General features: G+C 62.9%; 11 protein-coding genes. 5 read left to right on the top strand and 6 right to left on the bottom strand.

Annotated elements, in window-relative coordinates:
- Positions 1–38 precede the first annotated feature (38 nt).
- From ACSKT0_RS13995 to ppgK, 5 genes are all read left to right on the top strand, one after another.
- Positions 39–1,289, top strand: coding sequence for an ABC transporter substrate-binding protein (locus ACSKT0_RS13995; RefSeq protein WP_437770342.1), 1,251 nt, complete (start codon positions 39–41; stop codon positions 1,287–1,289).
- Between the two features lie 96 nt (positions 1,290–1,385).
- The gene (locus tag ACSKT0_RS13990; RefSeq protein ID WP_437770341.1) at positions 1,386–2,573 is read left to right on the top strand and encodes a glycoside hydrolase family 15 protein; all 1,188 of its coding nucleotides are present in this window, start codon (positions 1,386–1,388) and stop codon (positions 2,571–2,573) included.
- Complete coding sequence (locus ACSKT0_RS13985) at positions 2,570–4,822, top strand: glycoside hydrolase family 31 protein (RefSeq protein WP_437770340.1); 2,253 nt, start codon at positions 2,570–2,572, stop codon at positions 4,820–4,822. Before ACSKT0_RS13990 ends, ACSKT0_RS13985 begins: the two co-directional genes overlap by 4 nt.
- Before the next feature lie 39 nt (positions 4,823–4,861).
- On the top strand, positions 4,862–5,860 hold the full coding sequence (locus ACSKT0_RS13980) for an aldo/keto reductase family protein (RefSeq protein ID WP_437770339.1): 999 nt from the start codon (positions 4,862–4,864) through the stop codon (positions 5,858–5,860).
- Between the two features lie 77 nt (positions 5,861–5,937).
- Positions 5,938–6,729 carry a polyphosphate--glucose phosphotransferase gene (ppgK, locus tag ACSKT0_RS13975; RefSeq protein WP_437770338.1) on the top strand — a complete coding sequence of 264 codons (792 nt, stop codon included), beginning with the start codon at positions 5,938–5,940 and terminating at the stop codon, positions 6,727–6,729.
- Between the two features lie 16 nt (positions 6,730–6,745).
- Here the strand turns inward: ppgK and ACSKT0_RS13970 are convergent, their stop codons facing one another.
- From ACSKT0_RS13970 to ACSKT0_RS13945, 6 genes are all read right to left on the bottom strand, one after another.
- Positions 6,746–7,420 carry a DNA alkylation repair protein gene (locus ACSKT0_RS13970; protein ID WP_437770337.1) on the bottom strand — a complete coding sequence of 225 codons (675 nt, stop codon included), beginning with the start codon at positions 7,418–7,420 and terminating at the stop codon, positions 6,746–6,748.
- Positions 7,421–7,538: 118 nt separating this feature from the next.
- Positions 7,539–9,125, bottom strand: coding sequence for a DUF222 domain-containing protein (locus ACSKT0_RS13965; protein WP_437770336.1), 1,587 nt, complete (start codon positions 9,123–9,125; stop codon positions 7,539–7,541).
- Between the two features lie 76 nt (positions 9,126–9,201).
- The gene (locus ACSKT0_RS13960) at positions 9,202–12,387 is read right to left on the bottom strand and encodes an efflux RND transporter permease subunit (RefSeq protein ID WP_437770335.1); all 3,186 of its coding nucleotides are present in this window, start codon (positions 12,385–12,387) and stop codon (positions 9,202–9,204) included.
- Position 12,388: 1 nt separating this feature from the next.
- Positions 12,389–12,853, bottom strand: a complete 465-nt coding sequence (locus ACSKT0_RS13955) for a hypothetical protein (protein ID WP_437770334.1) — start codon at positions 12,851–12,853, stop codon at positions 12,389–12,391.
- Positions 12,850–16,005, bottom strand: a complete 3,156-nt coding sequence (locus tag ACSKT0_RS13950; protein WP_437770333.1) for an efflux RND transporter permease subunit — start codon at positions 16,003–16,005, stop codon at positions 12,850–12,852. The genes ACSKT0_RS13955 and ACSKT0_RS13950 overlap by 4 nt, the downstream gene beginning before the upstream one ends.
- A gap of 273 nt (positions 16,006–16,278) precedes the next feature.
- Positions 16,279–17,271, bottom strand: a complete 993-nt coding sequence (locus ACSKT0_RS13945) for a hypothetical protein (RefSeq protein ID WP_437770332.1) — start codon at positions 17,269–17,271, stop codon at positions 16,279–16,281.
- Positions 17,272–17,431 lie beyond the last annotated feature (160 nt).

Raw genomic sequence — 17,431 nt, 5'->3', positions numbered from 1 at the left:
GGATCGGCCAGTTTCCTCACCTATCAATGGAGATACACATGAACAAGAAGCCCCTGGCATCGCTGGGTCTAGCTCTCACCGCAATCCTGGCCATGTCAGGCTGTGGAACGGCGGCAAGCTCAAATGTTGCAAGCACCGAAAAAGTAACCATCAAATACTCAAACTTCACCTCGAACGGAGGCAATGAAAAGAACCTGGACACCATCGTTCAGGCCTTCGAGAAGGCCAACCCGAACATCACAGTCCAAGTCACTACGTTGCCCTACAAGGACTACGCCACGGCGCTCCAGACAGACCTGGCCGCCGGGACCCAAGCCGATACTTTCGACATTGAGTACGCGAACCTTCGTTCCTACGTGGCCAATGGGGCCGTCGCACCTCTGGAGGGAGTTGACGGTTCCAAATACAAGCAGTCCTTGCTGCAGTCCTACCAGTCAGACGGCAAGCAGTACGCACTGCCCAGTTCCTTCTCCGACGTGGTCCTCTACTACAACAAGGGACTCTTCGACTCCGCCAAGGTCGCCTACCCGACTTCCAGCTGGACCTGGGCTGATGAAACGGCCGCCGCGAAGAAGATCACTGACAGCGCCGCGGGTGTCTATGGAGACTTCCAGAACGTGAGCTTCTACGAGTTCTACAAGGCACTGGCCCAAACCGGCGGCAAATTCCTCAATGACGACGGCAAATCGGTCGCCTTCAACTCGCCCCAAGGCATCAAAGCGGCCGAATGGCTGGCAGGGAAGAGCGGAACCACCATGCCCACACCCGCCCAAGGCGCCGGGACCCCGGACGTCGACACGAAACTGTTCAAGGACGGCAAACTTGGCATGCTCCACAGCGGCATCTGGGTGGCCAGCAGCTTCGCCGATTCACCCAAAAGCTGGGATATCGCCGTCGAACCCGGAGACACGCAGAAGGCAAGTGCGGAGTTCTCCAATGCCATTGGTGTTTCTGCCAACTCGAAGAACAAGGCCGCAGCCCAGAAATGGGCCGAATACATGACCAGCTCAGACGTCATGGCACAGACCCGCATCAGCGCAGGATGGGAACTTCCCGCCACCTCCGATGACTCAGTCCTGAAGCCGTATCTCGCAAAAGACAAGCCGGCAAACCGCAAGGCCATTTTCGACGCCCTTGACAACGTCGCCCTCCCGCCGGTCATCGGCGACAACCAGCAGAAAATGGTCGACATCATCACCAATGCTCTTGGCGAAGTCGAAGCGAAGCGCTCCAGCGCGGCCGATGCCCTGAAGGGCGCCGCGGACCGAATCAACGCTCTGCTGAAATAACCGGGCATCGCCCGAACAAGGCCGGTGAGCGGGCCGCGGTAACACCGTGAGCTGCTGGCGGCACGGCGACCCGCTCACCATCTGAAAGAGAAGCCAATGATCGACAAATCAAAGCAAGGTTCAACGGTAATGCGCAACGGAGATCCCGCGGTCCGTTCGATAGTCCAGGCCGGCATCCGGCTCATCCTGGAACAGCAGACCCCTGGTGGCGCCTACCCCGCAAGCCCGTCGTTTTCCGCCTACGCCGGGTACTGCTGGTTCCGCGACGGCTCATATATCGCTGACGCCATGTCCGCCGCCGGGCACATCGAATCCGCCGAACGGTTCTTCGACTGGTGCTCGAACGCCTTGACTTCCCGTACGGGAAGGATCCGCCGTATCGTGGCTGAAAGCCTTGCCGGCAGGCCGGTTGCCGGCGACCAAATGCTTCCCACGCGTTTCACTCTCGACGGGGCCGAAGGAAGCGATGACTGGTGGGATTTCCAGCTCGACGGATACGGTACATGGCTTTGGGCCTTGGCTGAGCATAGCGCCCGCCATGACCGGCCACTCGCACGCTGGGCTGAGGCCATTGACCTCACAGTCGACTATCTTTCTGTCTCCTGGCAACGGCCCTGCTATGACTGGTGGGAAGAGTCGGCCCAGCACGTGCACGTGAGCACTTTGGGTTGCATCGCCTCCGGATTGGCCAGCATCGCCCAAAGCGGGCTGATCGAGGAGTCACTCTCAGAACGGGCCGCCTCGACCGCGCACCAGATCCGCCGTCGCGTCCAAGACGAAGGTGTCCAGGACGCCCATCTCACGAAATGGCTGGGAACAGACACGGTAGACGCTAGTCTCGTCTCGCTGATTGCTCCGATGAACTTCCTGTCCCCGCATGGTCCCTTGAGCGCAGGGACCATCGCGGTCATCGAGGAGCAGCTCACCGTCGACAACGGAGTTCACCGGTATCTTGCTGACACCTACTACGGCGGTGGCCAATGGCCGTTGCTTAGTTGCTTCCTAGGCCTGGCCCATGCCGCTTCCGGAAACAGGACCCGAGCCCATGAGCTCCTGGAATGGGCCGCGTCGACCGCCGGCGCAAACGACGAACTTCCCGAACAGGTCGACCATCACCTTCTTGACCCCGATCATCTTCAACCTTGGAACGAGCGCTGGGGTTCCTCGGCAAGTCCGCTGCTGTGGAGCCACGCCATGTTCATCCGTCTCGCCATCGCCCTCGGCCTCCCGTACGACACCGCCGATCTGACTCCGGCTCCAACAGCGAAAGAGAGCGCTAAATGATCCGCCACAAGCCATTCGGTTCCGGCCACCCGTATGTGGACGACACCGATCAGCGCAGCCCGTCCCATCCTGCAGCGGGGGAGCCCGTCACCTTGGGCGTGCGAACCTCCCCGGAACTGACCGACGTTATCTGCGAACTCGAAGTCACCGGTCGCGACGGCGCTGTCACGAAATTGATCCAAACCCTCGAACGAGTACCGGCAGCATCCCGCGGACAGGTGATCGACGGCGGCCACCTGGCATCCGCCCAAGCCAAACTCGCACGTTCGGCCAGCGGCTGGCAGGTAACCCTCGCGCCGGCGGAGCCCCAGACAACATACAAGTACCGATTCACGGCGCAGACCCGAAGTGGGGGAACTCAAAAGACGCACTGGTTTAGCTATAGTGCCGCCACCTGGGCGGCCGCCAGCCAGGCAGTTAACGTCATTGGGGGTGACCGCGTGATCGCCGACTCCGTCGAGGTGTTGCATGACGGTGTCCGGCCTTTGCGTGTTCGTTTCGCACTCCCGTTGGCCTTGAACGAGCGTGTCACCGGCTTTGGAGAACGTTTTGATGCCCTCGACCACCGGGGGTCCAAGCTGGACGCGGTCGTTTTCGAGCAATACAAGAGCCAAGGAGCGAAGCGGAGAACTTACTTACCCATGCCTTTCGCCCATGTAGTAGGCGGAGGCGGCTGGGGATTTCACGTCGAAACTTCCAGGCGGACCTGGTACGACATCGGCGCCTCCGACGAAAACCGCCTCGTCATTGAAGCCGAAGTCGGCCCCGAACCCCTGAACGGGGACACTCTTCTGAACGTGAGGTTCTTCGAAGGAACTCCGACGGCGGTCCTGAAGTCCTTCCTGTCTGTCGCCGGCAGCGCCAAGGAGCTTCCGGACTGGGTGTTCAAGCTCTGGGCGAGCGGAAACGAGTGGAATACCCAGGCAGAAGTCATGCGACAGATGGATCGGCACCGGGACACCGGGATTCCGGTCGGGTCCGTCGTCGTCGAGGCGTGGAGCGACGAGTCTACGTTCACGGCATTCCGCGACGCTGAATACGAACCGAATCCCGATGGTTCACCGCACCGTCTCAGCGACTTCACCTTCCCGGAGCATAGTGCCTGGCCGGATCCGAAGGCCATGGTCGATGACCTTCATGCCCGGGACATCCGGGTGGTTCTGTGGCAGATTCCGCTGATCAAAATGCGACCACACCCACAAGGACAGGCCCGATTCGACGCGGAGGCGGCGATTCGTGACGGTCGGCTCATCCGTGAGGAGGCCCCGGACGGCAGCCTGCGTCCATACCGTAACCGAGGGTGGTGGTTCCCGCTCAGCCTGATGCCGGACCTGACCGATCCGGAAGCCGCCCGCTGGTGGACGGAGAAGCGACGCTATCTCGTCGAAGAAATCGGCATCGACGGATTCAAGACCGACGGCGGGGAACACGCCTGGGGCGAAGAACTCCAGTACCTGAACGGAATGCGTGGAGACGAAGGAAACAATCTCTTCCCGGTGGCCTATTCAAGGGCTTATGGCGAATTGCTTGAATCCGCAGGCAAGGCCCCGGTCACCTTCAGCCGCGCCGGATTCACCGGTTCCCAGGGACACGGGGCATTCTGGGCCGGGGACGAGAATTCCACATGGGATGCATTCCGTTGGTCCTTGTTTGCCGGACTATCCGCATCAGCATGCGGAGTCTTGTACTGGGGCTGGGACTTCGCCGGCTTCTCCGGCGACGTCCCGAGCGCGGAACTATACCTGCGGTCAGCCGCCGCAGCAGTATTCGTGCCCATCATGCAGTATCACTCCGAGTTCAACCACCACCGGAAGCCATCGAGGGATCGCACTCCCTGGAACATTCAGGAAAGAACCGGAGATCAGACTGTCATCCCGGTCTTCCGTGAACTCGTCGAACTGCGCGAACGCCTCGTTCCTTACCTGGCTGAGCAAGCGCGGAAGGCTATCGATACCGGAGCCCCCCTCATGCGCCCGCTGTACTTTGACCACATCAAAGACGAAGAGGTATGGAAGCACCCCTTGCAATGGATGCTCGGTGAGGACCTACTTGTTGTTCCCGTCACCGATGAGGCGGTCCGCACCTGGACGGCGTACCTTCCAGACGGCAACTGGGTCGACGCCTGGACGGGGGAAAAATACGCAGGCCAGCGAACGGTCGAGGTATCCGCGCCGCTGAACCGCGTTCCTGTCTTCGTCAGGGCGGAAGCCTGGAACGAGATGAAGGACGTCTTCTTTCCAACCGCGTAATCAAGAACTGAACGGGACCAACAACCACGAAGGAAATCCTTGGAATACAGAAAACTTGGCCGGAGCGGCATGTATGTCAGCGAGATCGCCTACGGCAACTGGCTAACGCACGGATCGCAAATCGAGGACGACGCCGCAGCGCAGTGCGTGCATGCTGCGCTCGACGCAGGTATCAGCACCTTCGACACCGCCGATGCCTACGCCGAGACGCGTGCAGAAGCCGCCCTCGGTTTGGCGCTTTCCGGGGTCCGGCGTGAAAGCGTGGAGATCTTTACCAAGGTGTATTTCCCCACCGGGCCCGGAAAGAACGATCGTGGACTCTCTCGAAAGCACATCATGGAGGCTGTCCATGGAAGTCTCCGCAGGCTCAAAACCGACTACGTAGACCTGTACCAGGCCCACCGGTTCGATTATGAAACACCCCTTGAAGAAACGATGCAGGCTTTTGCTGACATCGTGCGCGCGGGGAAGGCCCACTACATCGGCGTCTCCGAATGGACGGTGGATGAGATCCGGTCAGCAGCCGCCTTGGCCAAGGAACTCAACATCGAGCTGGTCTCCAACCAACCCCAGTACAACATGCTGTGGAGGGTTGTTGAACCAGAAATCATCCCGGCCTGCGAAGAGCTCGGGATAAGCCAGATCGTTTGGTCCCCGCTTGCCCAAGGAGTGCTGACCGGCAAATATTCACCAGGGAAGGGCGCACCTGCCGGTTCCCGCGCCACCGACCAAAACGGAGGCAAAGACACGATGGCTAGGTGGCTGGGCGATGACGTTCTCACAACGGTCCAACGCCTTCAGCCCCTGGCAGCAAGCGCAGGAATTCCGCTGGGAACCCTCGCTTTGGCATGGGTGCTTCAAAACCCGAACGTATCCACAGCCGTCGTCGGAGCCTCCAAACCAGAGCAGATCAAGGAAAACGCGAAGGCCGCAGGGCTGACGCTGGAGGAGGCACTCCTGAAGGAGATCGATGAAATCCTCGAACCTGTCATTGAACGTGACCCTCGCAAAGTCGATAGCTGCCACAGCAGGCCTTGAGCACCGCTAGCGGTAGTAGCGATAACAAGCTGCCGCCCTCTAACAGATCAAAGAATCGGACCAATATGCCTGTAAACATGACAAGAGCGGGCCATTTCATTGGCGTTGACATCGGTGGCACCGGCGTCAAGGGCGGGATCGTCAACCTCGAAAGGGGCGAGATTCTGGGAAGCTGCGTTCGTTTGGCCACGCCCCAACCAGCGGATCCAGAGTCCGTCGGAGATGTTGTTCGGCAGCTCGTGGAGGAACTCACCGCAGGAAGCGAAGCGGGACTTGATTCAACTGTTGGCGTCACCTTTCCGGGCATCGTCCAGCACGGCACGTCCCGATCTGCGGCAAATATGGACAGGACCTTCATCGATTTCGACATCGGCACCCATTTCTCCGACCGCATTCGGCGGCCCGTTGCCGTCCTGAACGACGCCGACGCTGCAGGACTCGCGGAAGCCCGCTACGGCGCCGGCCGGGGAACTCGCGGCACCGTTTTGGTCATTACCCTGGGCACAGGGATCGGATCAGCCCTGATTTTCGACGGAAACGTCTTGCCCAATGTAGAGCTCGGTCACATTTCCATCGATGGCTACGACGCTGAAACCAGAGCATCCGCCGTCGCCCGTGAACGCGACGGATTGGGTTGGCCGGAATACAGTGTTCACCTGAACCGCTACCTTTCTGAGCTTGAGTTCATGTTCTCGCCCGAACTCATCATTGTTGGCGGAGGCATCTCCCAAAGAACCGATGACTACCTGCCTCTCCTCACGCTGAGGACTCCGGTCGTCCCGGCGAAGCTCAGGAACGATGCTGGCATCGTAGGCGCCAGCATTCAGGCGGCATCAACCGCGTTGGGCCGAGCTGCAACGATGGGCTGAGGATAGTTAAAAATTCCTACATAGCGTGCTGTCGGCGCACCATCTCAGTGATCCAAATGGGCGCGAACGGAGAGGTGCAGTTCGGGGGAGTCGGGTAATCCTTGAGCACACCCAAGCGCTCACCGATGTCGATAGCGCGGGCGCGGTGCTCGGCATGTTCGATTCCGATCTGGGCCAGGCAGTGATTCATGGCCCATTGAAGACGATCCGGGGCGTCTTTCATCTCCGCCTCGATGACGTCGAGCAGTCCCGCGAGGTCGAGGCCCTCGGGATTCTTGACCGCGCGTTCAGTGGTCAGTGCCCATCCGGCACTCGCGACCACTGGATCCGGATCGGGGAACCAGGCAAGGCGCAGCTCCTCGCAGTGCGGGTTCTTCTTCACCACGTAGTTCACGAGCCAGTCGTGAACCTTCGGCGTGCGGGCCTGGCGCAACATGGCGTCCAGCTCATCGTGCTCGAACGCCTTCGGGCGGCAGATCAGGATCGCGAGCAGTCTAGCCGCCGTGTCTTCCGTCGCCCAGAGCTGGTGTGCGACTTCCTGCTGCGTCTTCAACCGCTTCGCGAGCGCGCGCAGTTTGCCAAGGTTCACTCCGTGATCGTCACCGTGTTTCTCGTTCACTTCGCGGGCTCTCGGGTCCTCGAGCGCGGCAAGCTCGGCCACCAGTTCGTCCACTGTCGTCTCGGTCTCCATGGCCTCCTGTTGATCACACTTGTGGGGTCGAGCCTACTAGGAGGCGTGACTGCGCTGCGCCGTTTACGAGGGTGTTCAGGCGCGGCCGCTTCTGTTGCCGGCGTGTAGTTCTGGTCGATCAGGTGCCTTCGAATGCGGCGTATTCGGGGAAGGAGTCGTCCAGGGGCACGGTCCAGCCCGGATCGCCTGACTCGGCCGGGTCGTCCATGGCGTTGACGTCCATGTCGTCGGGGTCGGGCCAGGGGTGTGCGGCAGTGAAGGAGTGCCAGTCGGGGAAGGGATCCGTGGGCAGGTCTTGGTCCGGTGGAGTGTCGGTGTCCGTCTTGGTGATCGGGAGGTGGGGTGGCCAGTGGGGTGGTTCCCAGTCCTGGTGTTCGCTGGGGTAGTGCCGTTTGGATGGTGAGGTCCATCCGGGCGGGTGGTCTTTGCTGGCCGGGGTGGGGGTCCATGCGGTGCGGTGTTTGAGGCGGTGGTGTTTGGGGCAGGGTTGGGCGAGGTTGGTGATGCCGGTGGTGCCTCCGTGGGCCCAGGCCAGGAGGTGGTCTGCGTCGTTGTCCAGGGAGTGGTTGTTGCAGCCGGGGAAGGGGCATTTGCCGTCGCGGAGCCGCAGCCATTGGCGCTGGGCTTTGGTGAGGCGGTAGCTGGTGCGTCCGATTTCCAGCGGGGCCCCGTCGCGGGGGTCGGTCAGGACGCGGTGGAAGGACTCTGCGCCGTCGGCGATCAGGCGGCGTGCGATGGAGGGCGGGATCGGCCCGTATCCGTCGAGCATGGCTGGTTCCTCGGTGGCGCCGATGAGGGACAGGACCGGGACGGTGACCAGGACCTGCGCCCTCGGCGACGGAACCCGCCCCGCCCCGCCGGCCCCGGCACCGCTGCTGTGGTTGGTGAGGAGCCAGGTGGCGGTGATGTCGGCGCGGAGCTGGGGGAGGGTCCGGGTTTCGTGGGGGCCTTGGAGGGCGCGGGCGGCGGCGGTGGTCCGTTCCCAGATCCCGGCTGCGGTGTCGGCGGGGAGGTGGGCGGAGAGCCAGGCCATGCCGTCGCGGTCCGGGAGGTATTCGACGCGCCGGTCCTGGGCGCTTTGGGTGTGGCGGTTTTCGATGCTGACGGGGTGGTGGCGTTCGCGCCAGGTGCGGGCTTTGGTCCGGAACCGGGACGGGACGAGGTCCCCGGCCGGGCAGCCGCGGGCGGGGTTGGGTGCGTCGGGGTCCAGGAAGTGGGCTTCCAGGCCGGCCGCTGCGGCCGGTCCCAGGCCGTCGGTTTCGTCGATGATGATCCGGGCGTGCTGCCAGGAGATCGTCCCGGACTGCAGCGCGGCCAGGGTCAGGGGCAGGCCCGTGGTCAGGGACCGGGATGCGGAGAGGAAGGCGGCGGCGGTGCGTTCGCTGACGGTCAGGACGCAGGCGAGTTCGGCGAGCAGGGCGAGCTCGTGGGCGGTGGATTCCTGCGGTGAGGGCGCCGGCGGCGCGAGGGCCCTGGCGGCCTGGACGTAGTCCGCGGCGAGCCTCGCTTTCAGGGCGGCGGTCCGGGCTTCCAGCCGGGCGATTTCGGCGAGGCCGTGCAGGCAACCTTCGGCCAGGCTCCTTAGCGGATCGGCGCTTTCGGGTGAATCCGCGTCCCGGGTGACGGCGGCAAGCACGGCAACGGAGCCGGCGACGGCCTCCACGGCCGCCCTGCTCCCAGCACTCCAGGCCGTCCTTCGATCCATACCCACAGCATCGCAGGAGGCACCGACAATTTAACGTTGGCGCCGCTGGGGGCGTGCGCGGGGCAGACACACTCGGCTAACCAGGTTCCTGCGCTCGGGAAGGAACCATCCGCCTGAATCCCCGGAAAAGGAAGGTGAGTCCCCTCCGTGAAGCTCCGCTCGGGGTAGTCGCTGCTTTTGCGAAGCGGAGGTAGAGCGAGGGGACAATGAACAAATTGAGCAGGGTGGACGTGACGAGTCCGCCAAGGATGACCACGGCCATGGGGTGTTCGATTTCGTGGCCCGGGATATTTCCCATGACCACCAAGGGCACCAGGGCAAGTCCGGTAGCCAAGGTGGTCATGAGGATCGGGGAAAGCCGTTCCGCAGCTCCGCGCATCACGAGGGCGCGGCCGAAGGCTTCGTCCTCGTTCCTTTCCAGGTGCTGGCAGTGGCTGATGAGCAGGATCCCGTTGCGGGCTGCGATACCCATCACCGTGAGGAACCCGACGAGTGAGCCAAGCGAGAGGACCCCGCCGGTCACGTAGGCAGCGAAGACCCCGCCGACCAGGGCGATGGGGAGCGTCAGCAGCGCGAGGAGGGCCAGCCGCCAGCTCCGGAACGACGCTTGCAGGAACAGGAGGATCAGGGCCAGGGCCGCCACGGCGAAGATCGCCAGGCGTTCGGTGGCTGCCTGGCGTTCCGTGTACTCGCCGAGGAGTTGGACGCTGTAACCCGGCGGCAGCTTCATCTCTTCGAGGCGTTCCTGTAGCGTGCGGACAACGGTCCCGAGGTCCGCCCCCTGATCGATAAAGGAACCGACCTCCACGCGGCGGGATCCGTTGGTGCGGTCAATGAGGTTGGGTGTCGATTGCACACTGACAGCGGCGACGTCGGCCAGCCGGACACGCTGTCCGCTGGGGGTATCGAGCGGCAGTTCCTCGATGCTGGTGACGCTGGCACGGGTCTCCGGTGTGCTCCAGACTTGGACGTCATACGCGCGTCCGTCCCGGAAGACGTCGCCTACCTCTTCCCCGGCCACGAGTGTCGCGGCTGCCCGCCTGACGTCGCCGGGTTTCAGTCCGTACTTTTGCGCCGCGGCAAGATCCACCTTGACCGTGATCTGCGGCACCTCGACTTCCAGGGAAATGTGGGGTTCATTGGTGCCCTGGATGTGGTCAAGGATGGATTTGATCTTCTGGGCCTGATCCCGAAGCACGTTGAGGTCATCCCCGTAGACCCGGACCAGGATTGGTTCGCTGGAGCCGGTCAGGACCTCTTCGATTCTCTCTTTCAGGTAGGTCTGGACGTCGCGGTGCAGGCCCGGATAGCCGTCGACAACCTCCTGGACAGCTGCCACCGTTTTATCGTAGTCAGCGTGGCGGTCGATGCTGATCCAGTTTTCCCCGGCGTTGACGCCGACAATCTCGTCTGCGGTGAATGCTTGGCCTATGTGGGTACCGCAGTTCAGGACTCCGGGCACCTTGAGGAGCTCCTCGCAGCCCCTCTGTGAGATGCGGTATTCCTCAGCTGCCGAAGTGCCGGGCTCTGAGACCCAGTGCATGAGGAAATCCCGTTCCTTGAAGGTGGGGAACAAGGACTGGCCCAGCAGGGGAGCGATCACCAGGCCCGCCAAGGCGACGGCACCGAAACCCGCGTAGCCGTAGCGGGGCCGGTTCATGGTCCGGGACAAGGCGGCGTGATATCCGCGTTTGAGCACCCGGACCAGGGGAGGGTCACGCTGCTCCAGTTTCGCCTTGCCGAGCAGAATCAGTGCCAGCGCCGGTGTCACGGTCAGCGCGACCAGCATAGAGGCGAGGACGGCCAGGGTATAGGAGACAGCCAGCGGCCGGAAAAAGACACCAGTCAGTCCGTCGAGGAAGAAAATAGGAACGGCCGCGACGACGATGATCAGGGTCGCGTAGACAATGGGACTTCGCATTTCCAAGGAGGCCCTGAGCACCACCGAGGCCGTTGGTTCTTCGCTGCCCAGGGCCCTATGTTGTCTGAGCCGGCGCATGATGTTTTCGACGTCGATGATCGCGTCGTCGACGACGACACCGACTGCGATGACCAGCCCCGCCAGGACCATGGTGTTGATGGAGCTCGCTGTGTAGTACAGCACGAGCGCTGCCGTCAGGAGGGAGAGCGGAATGGCCACGAGACTGATCAGCGCTGTGCGCCACTGGAAGAGGAAGGCGCCGAGGATCATGACCACCAGCAGGCACCCAAGGAGCAGTGCGAGGCTCAGGTTGGAAATCGCCTCCTCGATGAAGCTCGCCGGACGGAAAATCGTGGTGTCAAAGGTGATTCCACTCAACCCTGGCTGGAGCTGGCGGAGGGCGTCCTCAACTCCTTTGGTCACATCGAGGGTGTTTCCCCAAGGAAGCTTTTCGACGATAAGCATGAGCCCGTGACCATTGTTGATGACCGCGTCGCCGATGAGCGGCTGGTGGTCCTCCACGACTTTGGCCACGTCGCCCAGATGAAGCGCAACGCCGTCCTTTTCCCTGATGGTGACCTGTGCCAGGTCCTCGGGGCTGGAAACCGCCTGGACATGCTGGACGCCCATTCTCTGGTTCGGACTGTCAATGAAGCCCCCCGTGCCGATGAACCGGCCGGGGGAATACTTCAGCAGTCCGGCGTCGACGGCTCCGGCGGTGACTTCCATGACCTGGTTGAGCGAAACGTTTTCAGCCTTGAGCCGGTCCGGCTGCACCTGGACCTGCAGCATCTGGAGCCTTTCACCCCAGATGGCGACATTGGCCACCCCGGGCACCCGGAGCAACCGGGCGCGGATCGTCCAGTAAGAGAGCATGGACATCTCGATGAGGGACCGGTTGGAGGAGGTCATGCCGATCTTCATCACGCGGCTCGTCGACGACAACGGCTGAAGCATGACCGGCGGAGCCGCCCAGGTGGGCAGGGCGGAGGTCACTGCCGCCATCCGTTCAGAGACCACCTGACGGGCATTCAGCAGATCGGTACCCTGCTTGAAGACGAGCACGATCGAGGACAGCTGGGGCACGGACTTGGAGCGCAGCTCATCCAGGCCGGGCATGCCGCTCAGGGAAGCCTCGATGGGGACGCTGACCAGCTCTTCCACTTCCTGCGCGGTCAGGCCCAGGCAGGCCGTCTGGATTTCCACGCGCGGGGGTGCGAATTCCGGAAAGACATCGATGGACGCTGAGCTCAACTGTACGGAGCCCAACAGCATCACCGCGCAGGCCAGTGCAACAACCACCGTCCTGAATTTGAGGCTGATGCCTATGATCCAACGCATCTCAGTGGGCCGTATCGAATTCCTCGCCGAACAGCTCCTCGGCCCCCAACGTCACCACAACCGTGCCGACCGGCGGACCGTCCTTCAGCAAGGCGGCTTCGCCGGCGATTCGCTCGACGCTTACGGCCTGGCGGACATACACGCGTACGTCCGGATTTGTGTAGACCCAGGTCCTGCCTTGGCTGTCGTACAGGATCGCCCCGTACGGGACGGTCAGCTTCCCCTGCGGACCCGACGCCGCCATCCCGGTCTTCAGCCCAAGGCGTTCGACGGCGCGTTCCGTCAGGGTGATGCGGTGCAGGTCCGTCCCCGGGACTTCTTCCAGGGTGGCAGGGGTGTCTGCGGCAGGCACGGCCTCGGCTTGCGGCTGGGAACAGGCGGGCAGCGACAGCGTCAGGAACGCGGCCACCACCAGGGCGGCCAGGACCTTGGTGATGTGGCCCCGTCGGGAAGCTAACTTTTTCATGGTGCGTCCTCGCTCTGTGCCCGGAGCAGCGAATCGTTCCGGGGCGCGGTGCTGGGCGCCCGTTCCGGTCCGAATCGAAGCAGCAGTGCGGGCAAGACAAATAGCAGGAAAAGAGTCGTGGTGAGCAGCCCGCCCCAGATGATAACGGCGAGCGGTTGGATGATTTCCGTTCCGACCACGCCACCGATGAGCACGAGCGGCAGCAGGCCAAGAGCCGTCATCAGGGCCGACATCAGCACGGGCATCAACCGGTCCCGCGCGCTTCGGATCACGAGCGCGGGTCCATAGGCCGCGCTGTGCTCGGACGTCAATCTTCGGACGTGCCGTATCAGCAGAATGGAACCACGCACGGCGATGCCCAGGACGGCAGAGAAAGCAGGAAGCGAGATCAAGGAGTTGATTCCGCCCGTCATCCCTGCCGCGAGCACCCCGCCCGAGAGTGCCGCAACCAGGCCCAGGAAGACCGTCGCACCTAGCCGCCAGCTTCCCAGCGCGGTCTGGAGGAGCACGAGGATGCCAGCCGCAGCGACCGCCGCCAGGAGCCACAGCCACCGGGCGCTATTCTGCTGCTCTGCGTACTGGGTGAGGATTTCCGCATGGTAGGAGAGCGGGAACTGAAGCTGTTGGAGGCCCTTCTCGATGTCCTGCTGCACCTCGTTGAGAGCGCGCCCCTGAATTTCAGCCTTCACGTCGACCCGGCGCGAGGTGTCATCGTGCAGGATGACCGCCTCGTTCCCGACGATGTTGACCTGGGCAACGTCGCCGAGGCGTACGTGCCCGCCGCCGGGGGTGTCGATCAGCAGCTCGCGGACGCTGGTGAGGCTGTTCCTGGTGGACGGGGTTCCTTTGACAATCACCGAGAAGACTTTTTGTTGCTGGTAGATGTTGCCGACTTCGATCCCCTGCAGCAGGGCGGCGGCCGCGCGCCTGACGTCGCCGGGGATGACACCCGCCTTCTGGGCCGCGGCCAGGTCAACCTGGACCTCCACGATTGGTTGTTTCGCGGGCGCGTCGACATGGGGATTGACGACGCCGCCGGTCCGGGCCAGGATCTGCCGCACTTCCTCAGCCTTCTGGCGGAGCGTGGCCATATCCAGGCCGTAAACCCGGACGGTGAATCCGGGGTCGGCGGCCTGATGGATCTGGTCGATCTTCTGCTGCGGATACGTGGATACTTTGCTGGTCAACCCCGGATACCCATTCACCACGTGCTGGACTGCGGCAGCTGTATCGCGGTAGGAGGCCTCCGCGGAAACTGTCACCCACAGCTCCCCGGCGCTGATGTCACCCACCTGGTCCGAGGTGATGGCTCGCCCGACGTGTCCCCCCACATTGGCGACGCCGGGAAGTGCCCGGAGCTCTTGGGCGGCCGCATCAGTGATCCGGCTCATTTCCTGGTCTGATGTGCCAGCAATCGCATTCCACTGCACAACGAGAGTCCTGTCCGGCAGGACGGGCACGGTCGGCTGGCCGGTGGCCAGCTGGGGCGCGAGGGCAAGTCCGGCGACGGCGATGGCCGCGGCGCCCGCGAATACCCACCGGGCCTTTCCCGCCACCCTGCCCAAAGCACGGCCGTATCCGCTGTGTACCCGGCCCAAGGTGCGTCCTTCCCTTGCGGTGGTCCGGCTGACGGGCAGGACGAAGACCAGCGCCGCGGTGACAGTCAGCGCCACGATCATCGCGACAGCCAGCGTGAGCAGGTAGGAAAGGAGCAGCGGGCCGAAGAGCGCTCCGTCCTCGCCCGGTACGAAGAACACGGGCAGCACCGACAACGCCATGATCAGGAAGGAGTAGAGAATCGGCGTCCGCACTGCCCGCAGGGACCCCGTCACCAAGGTGCCGCTCGACTCCGCGACGCCGGATCCGGCGCCGGCCCTGCCAGCGCGGACAGCGCCATTGAGGTCTTCGGCGACGTCTCCGACGATGACGGCCAAGGCCAGGAGCATGCCCGCGAGGACCATGGTGTTCATCCCGTTGCCCGTCAGATACAGCACCAAGGCCGCCGCCGTCAGTGAGACCGGAATCGTGACCAGGCTGATGGCCGCGGTTCGCCAGGATCGGAAGAACGCGCCAAACATGGTGACTATCAGCAGCAGCGAGGCAATCAGTGCGACACCAAGCGTGCCGACCTCTTCCTGAATGAACGCTGCTTGTCGGTAGACGGTGGTATCGATCGTGACGCCGGACAGCCCGGGCTGGAGGGAATGGAGCGCATCATCGATGCCCCGGGTCACATCCCTCGTGTTCGTCTCCGGGAACTTCTCGATGACCAGGAGCAATTCGGCATCCTTGCCGGAAAGTGCATCCCCGATCAGCGGCTGGTGATCGGTCACGACGTGGGCGACATCGCCCAACACCAGTTTTCCGGCCGGCCCCTCCAAGCTGACTTGGCCCAGATCCTCGGGCGTGGTGATCGGCAGGACGTGCTGAACTCCGAGCCGCTGGTGGCCGGTCTCCAAAAAACCGCCGGTGCCGGGTGTGGACGCCTCAAGGTAACTCAAAGGCGACACCCACACGGCATTGCCCGTGGTGGTAATGACCTCGTCCAGCGTCACGCCCTTGGCCTCAAGTTCCCCAGGATCGACCAGGACCTGCAGTTGCTGGTCGCGGAGGCCCCAAATAGCCACGTTCGCGACGCCGGGCACCGCCAAGAGGCCGGGCTTCATGGTCCAGCGGGCCAGAACAGACAGGTCAATGGCGGACAACTCTTTGGAGGTCAGCCGAATCATCATGACCCTGCTCGTCGATGAGAGCGGCTGCATCAGGACGGGCGCGGCAGATACGTTCGGCAACGCGCGTGCCTGGGTCAGACGTTCAGACACAAGCTGGCGGGCCCGAAAAAGGTCGGTCCCAGGCTTGAACACCATCTGGATCGATGAAAGGCCCGGGACGGATCTGGAATGAATGGCTTCCACCCAGGCCACGCCGTTCAACAGGTCCGCCTCCATAGGGGAAGTGATCAGCTGTTCAACTTCCGCGGCGGATAGCCCCAGGGCCTCAGTCTGGATTTCAACCTGTGGAGGGGCGAATTCCGGGAAAGCATCCACTGCCATGCCCGGCAGGCTCGCGAAGCCGAAACCCAGGATTCCCACTGCCAAAGCCAGGACCAGAAACCGGAACTGGAGTACCCACCGGAGGATCGTGCTCATCATGGCCGGACACCCGGTTCCTGGGGTGGGACGGTGGAGAAACCGTAGCGGGGAGGAGACACCCCGGAATCGACTTCCGGTGAGTGCCTGCTGAAAAAGTTAGATCCCCGGTACCTGCCCACCACGCCGCTCCCTGGAACAGTGCCAAAGCGCCCCCAGACGTGTACGTCAATAATGAGCCTGGGGCAAACCCCGGGTCAACGCTCAATGCGAGGATTCTCAGGATAATGACAGGGAATTTTCCGTCTTTTCACAAGTGATAGTGGTATCGGCGCACTAGCCGCCGGGGCCCGGCGTCGCAACCTCGGCGCGGGGCGTCGTCGCGTAAACACTTGCACTGACCTGGTAGGCGTGCCCGTCCAATTCCAGTGCCTGCCGATTGATCTCACTCAGCGCGGAGTCTGCGAGCGACTCCGCTTTGACGAGGTCCAACGACTCCTGGTCCACACCGCCAACCGCTGTCACTTTCACCAGCCCCGTGCCCGCTGAATAGAGCTTTTGCTGGTGGCCCACAGATGGTTCCAGCGGATTGTATTCATCAACAATCAACACATCGTCGTAGCACGCGGTGGGGACGCATACCCGCTCGTGCTGTTTGAAGACAGTTCCACAATCCAGGAAGCCCACGTCGGGTGCATGGGCCTGCACGTACCCCGGGGTACCGGTCACCGGCTGATCCTGCATGGCGATCCCTGCCTGGGCCTTGGAAATGCCGCTAATGAAAGTGCGGGGGGCGCCGGTGAAAGTGCCGTTCTCGTACTCTTCCGGGTACTCCCCGAAGAGCCAGACCGCGCCCTTTTCCGTCTGGGCGAAGAAGGCCAGTTCGGATTCCACGAGCTGCCCGTCGAAGTAGTCCCGGTCCCACATCACGAGGGTCTTCACGCCGTCTATAACCTTTGTCAGTCCGGTCACGGAGTGGACCACTGTGCGCTCCGAGGTGCCATCGGCACTCTTCACCGTGCCCTTCGTCGTGTACTGCATGCCGGGCTTCAGCGGAAACCACTTGTTGTCAATCCTGGGCGTCAACTGGAAGGCGGAGCGGTCATAGTGGATGGCGGACCCTGCCCCGCAGAACGCCGCGGTGTCCGACGTCACTGTCGCGGTCGCCGTCGGCGAGGCAGATCCCGACGTCGGCCCTGTCGGCGTCCCGCTCGACGTGGCCGTGGAAGGCGTGCCGCTTGGCCCGGAACACGACGCCACCGCGGACATCGCCAGAACCAACACGAATGCGGATCCCAACGCTGTTAGTCGTTTGCTTGGCTGGAACATCTCGGCGTCCTTTCACAACAGGCTGATGAAAGGAGGACCGGAACAGCGCGAGAGAGTTTTCATGCCGCACCGTCCACGGTCCAACATTTCTCAATTGTGCTCCGGCAGGCGCAGAAAAAGAACAGACGGCGCACAAACCTGATGAGGCGAGCTTGGTTCC

Source organism: Arthrobacter sp. KNU40 (genome assembly GCF_051515115.1).
Taxonomy (GTDB): Bacteria; Actinomycetota; Actinomycetes; order Actinomycetales; family Micrococcaceae; genus Arthrobacter.
This window is presented reverse-complemented; position numbering and strand designations above follow the sequence as displayed.

Excerpts from the sequence above, each read along its gene's own strand:
- ACSKT0_RS13995 (WP_437770342.1), top strand. The coding sequence starts at position 39 with ATGAACAAGAAGCCCCTGGCATCGCTGGGTCTAGCTCTCACCGCAATC.
- ACSKT0_RS13990 (WP_437770341.1), top strand. The coding sequence starts at position 1,386 with ATGATCGACAAATCAAAGCAAGGTTCAACGGTAATGCGCAACGGAGAT.
- ACSKT0_RS13985 (WP_437770340.1), top strand. The coding sequence starts at position 2,570 with ATGATCCGCCACAAGCCATTCGGTTCCGGCCACCCGTATGTGGACGAC.
- ppgK (WP_437770338.1), top strand. The coding sequence starts at position 5,938 with ATGACAAGAGCGGGCCATTTCATTGGCGTTGACATCGGTGGCACCGGC.
- ACSKT0_RS13970 (WP_437770337.1), bottom strand. The coding sequence starts at position 7,420 with ATGGAGACCGAGACGACAGTGGACGAACTGGTGGCCGAGCTTGCCGCG.
- ACSKT0_RS13965 (WP_437770336.1), bottom strand. The coding sequence starts at position 9,125 with ATGGATCGAAGGACGGCCTGGAGTGCTGGGAGCAGGGCGGCCGTGGAG.
- ACSKT0_RS13960 (WP_437770335.1), bottom strand. The coding sequence starts at position 12,387 with ATGCGTTGGATCATAGGCATCAGCCTCAAATTCAGGACGGTGGTTGTT.
- ACSKT0_RS13955 (WP_437770334.1), bottom strand. The coding sequence starts at position 12,853 with ATGAAAAAGTTAGCTTCCCGACGGGGCCACATCACCAAGGTCCTGGCC.
- ACSKT0_RS13950 (WP_437770333.1), bottom strand. The coding sequence starts at position 16,005 with ATGATGAGCACGATCCTCCGGTGGGTACTCCAGTTCCGGTTTCTGGTC.
- ACSKT0_RS13945 (WP_437770332.1), bottom strand. The coding sequence starts at position 17,271 with ATGTTCCAGCCAAGCAAACGACTAACAGCGTTGGGATCCGCATTCGTG.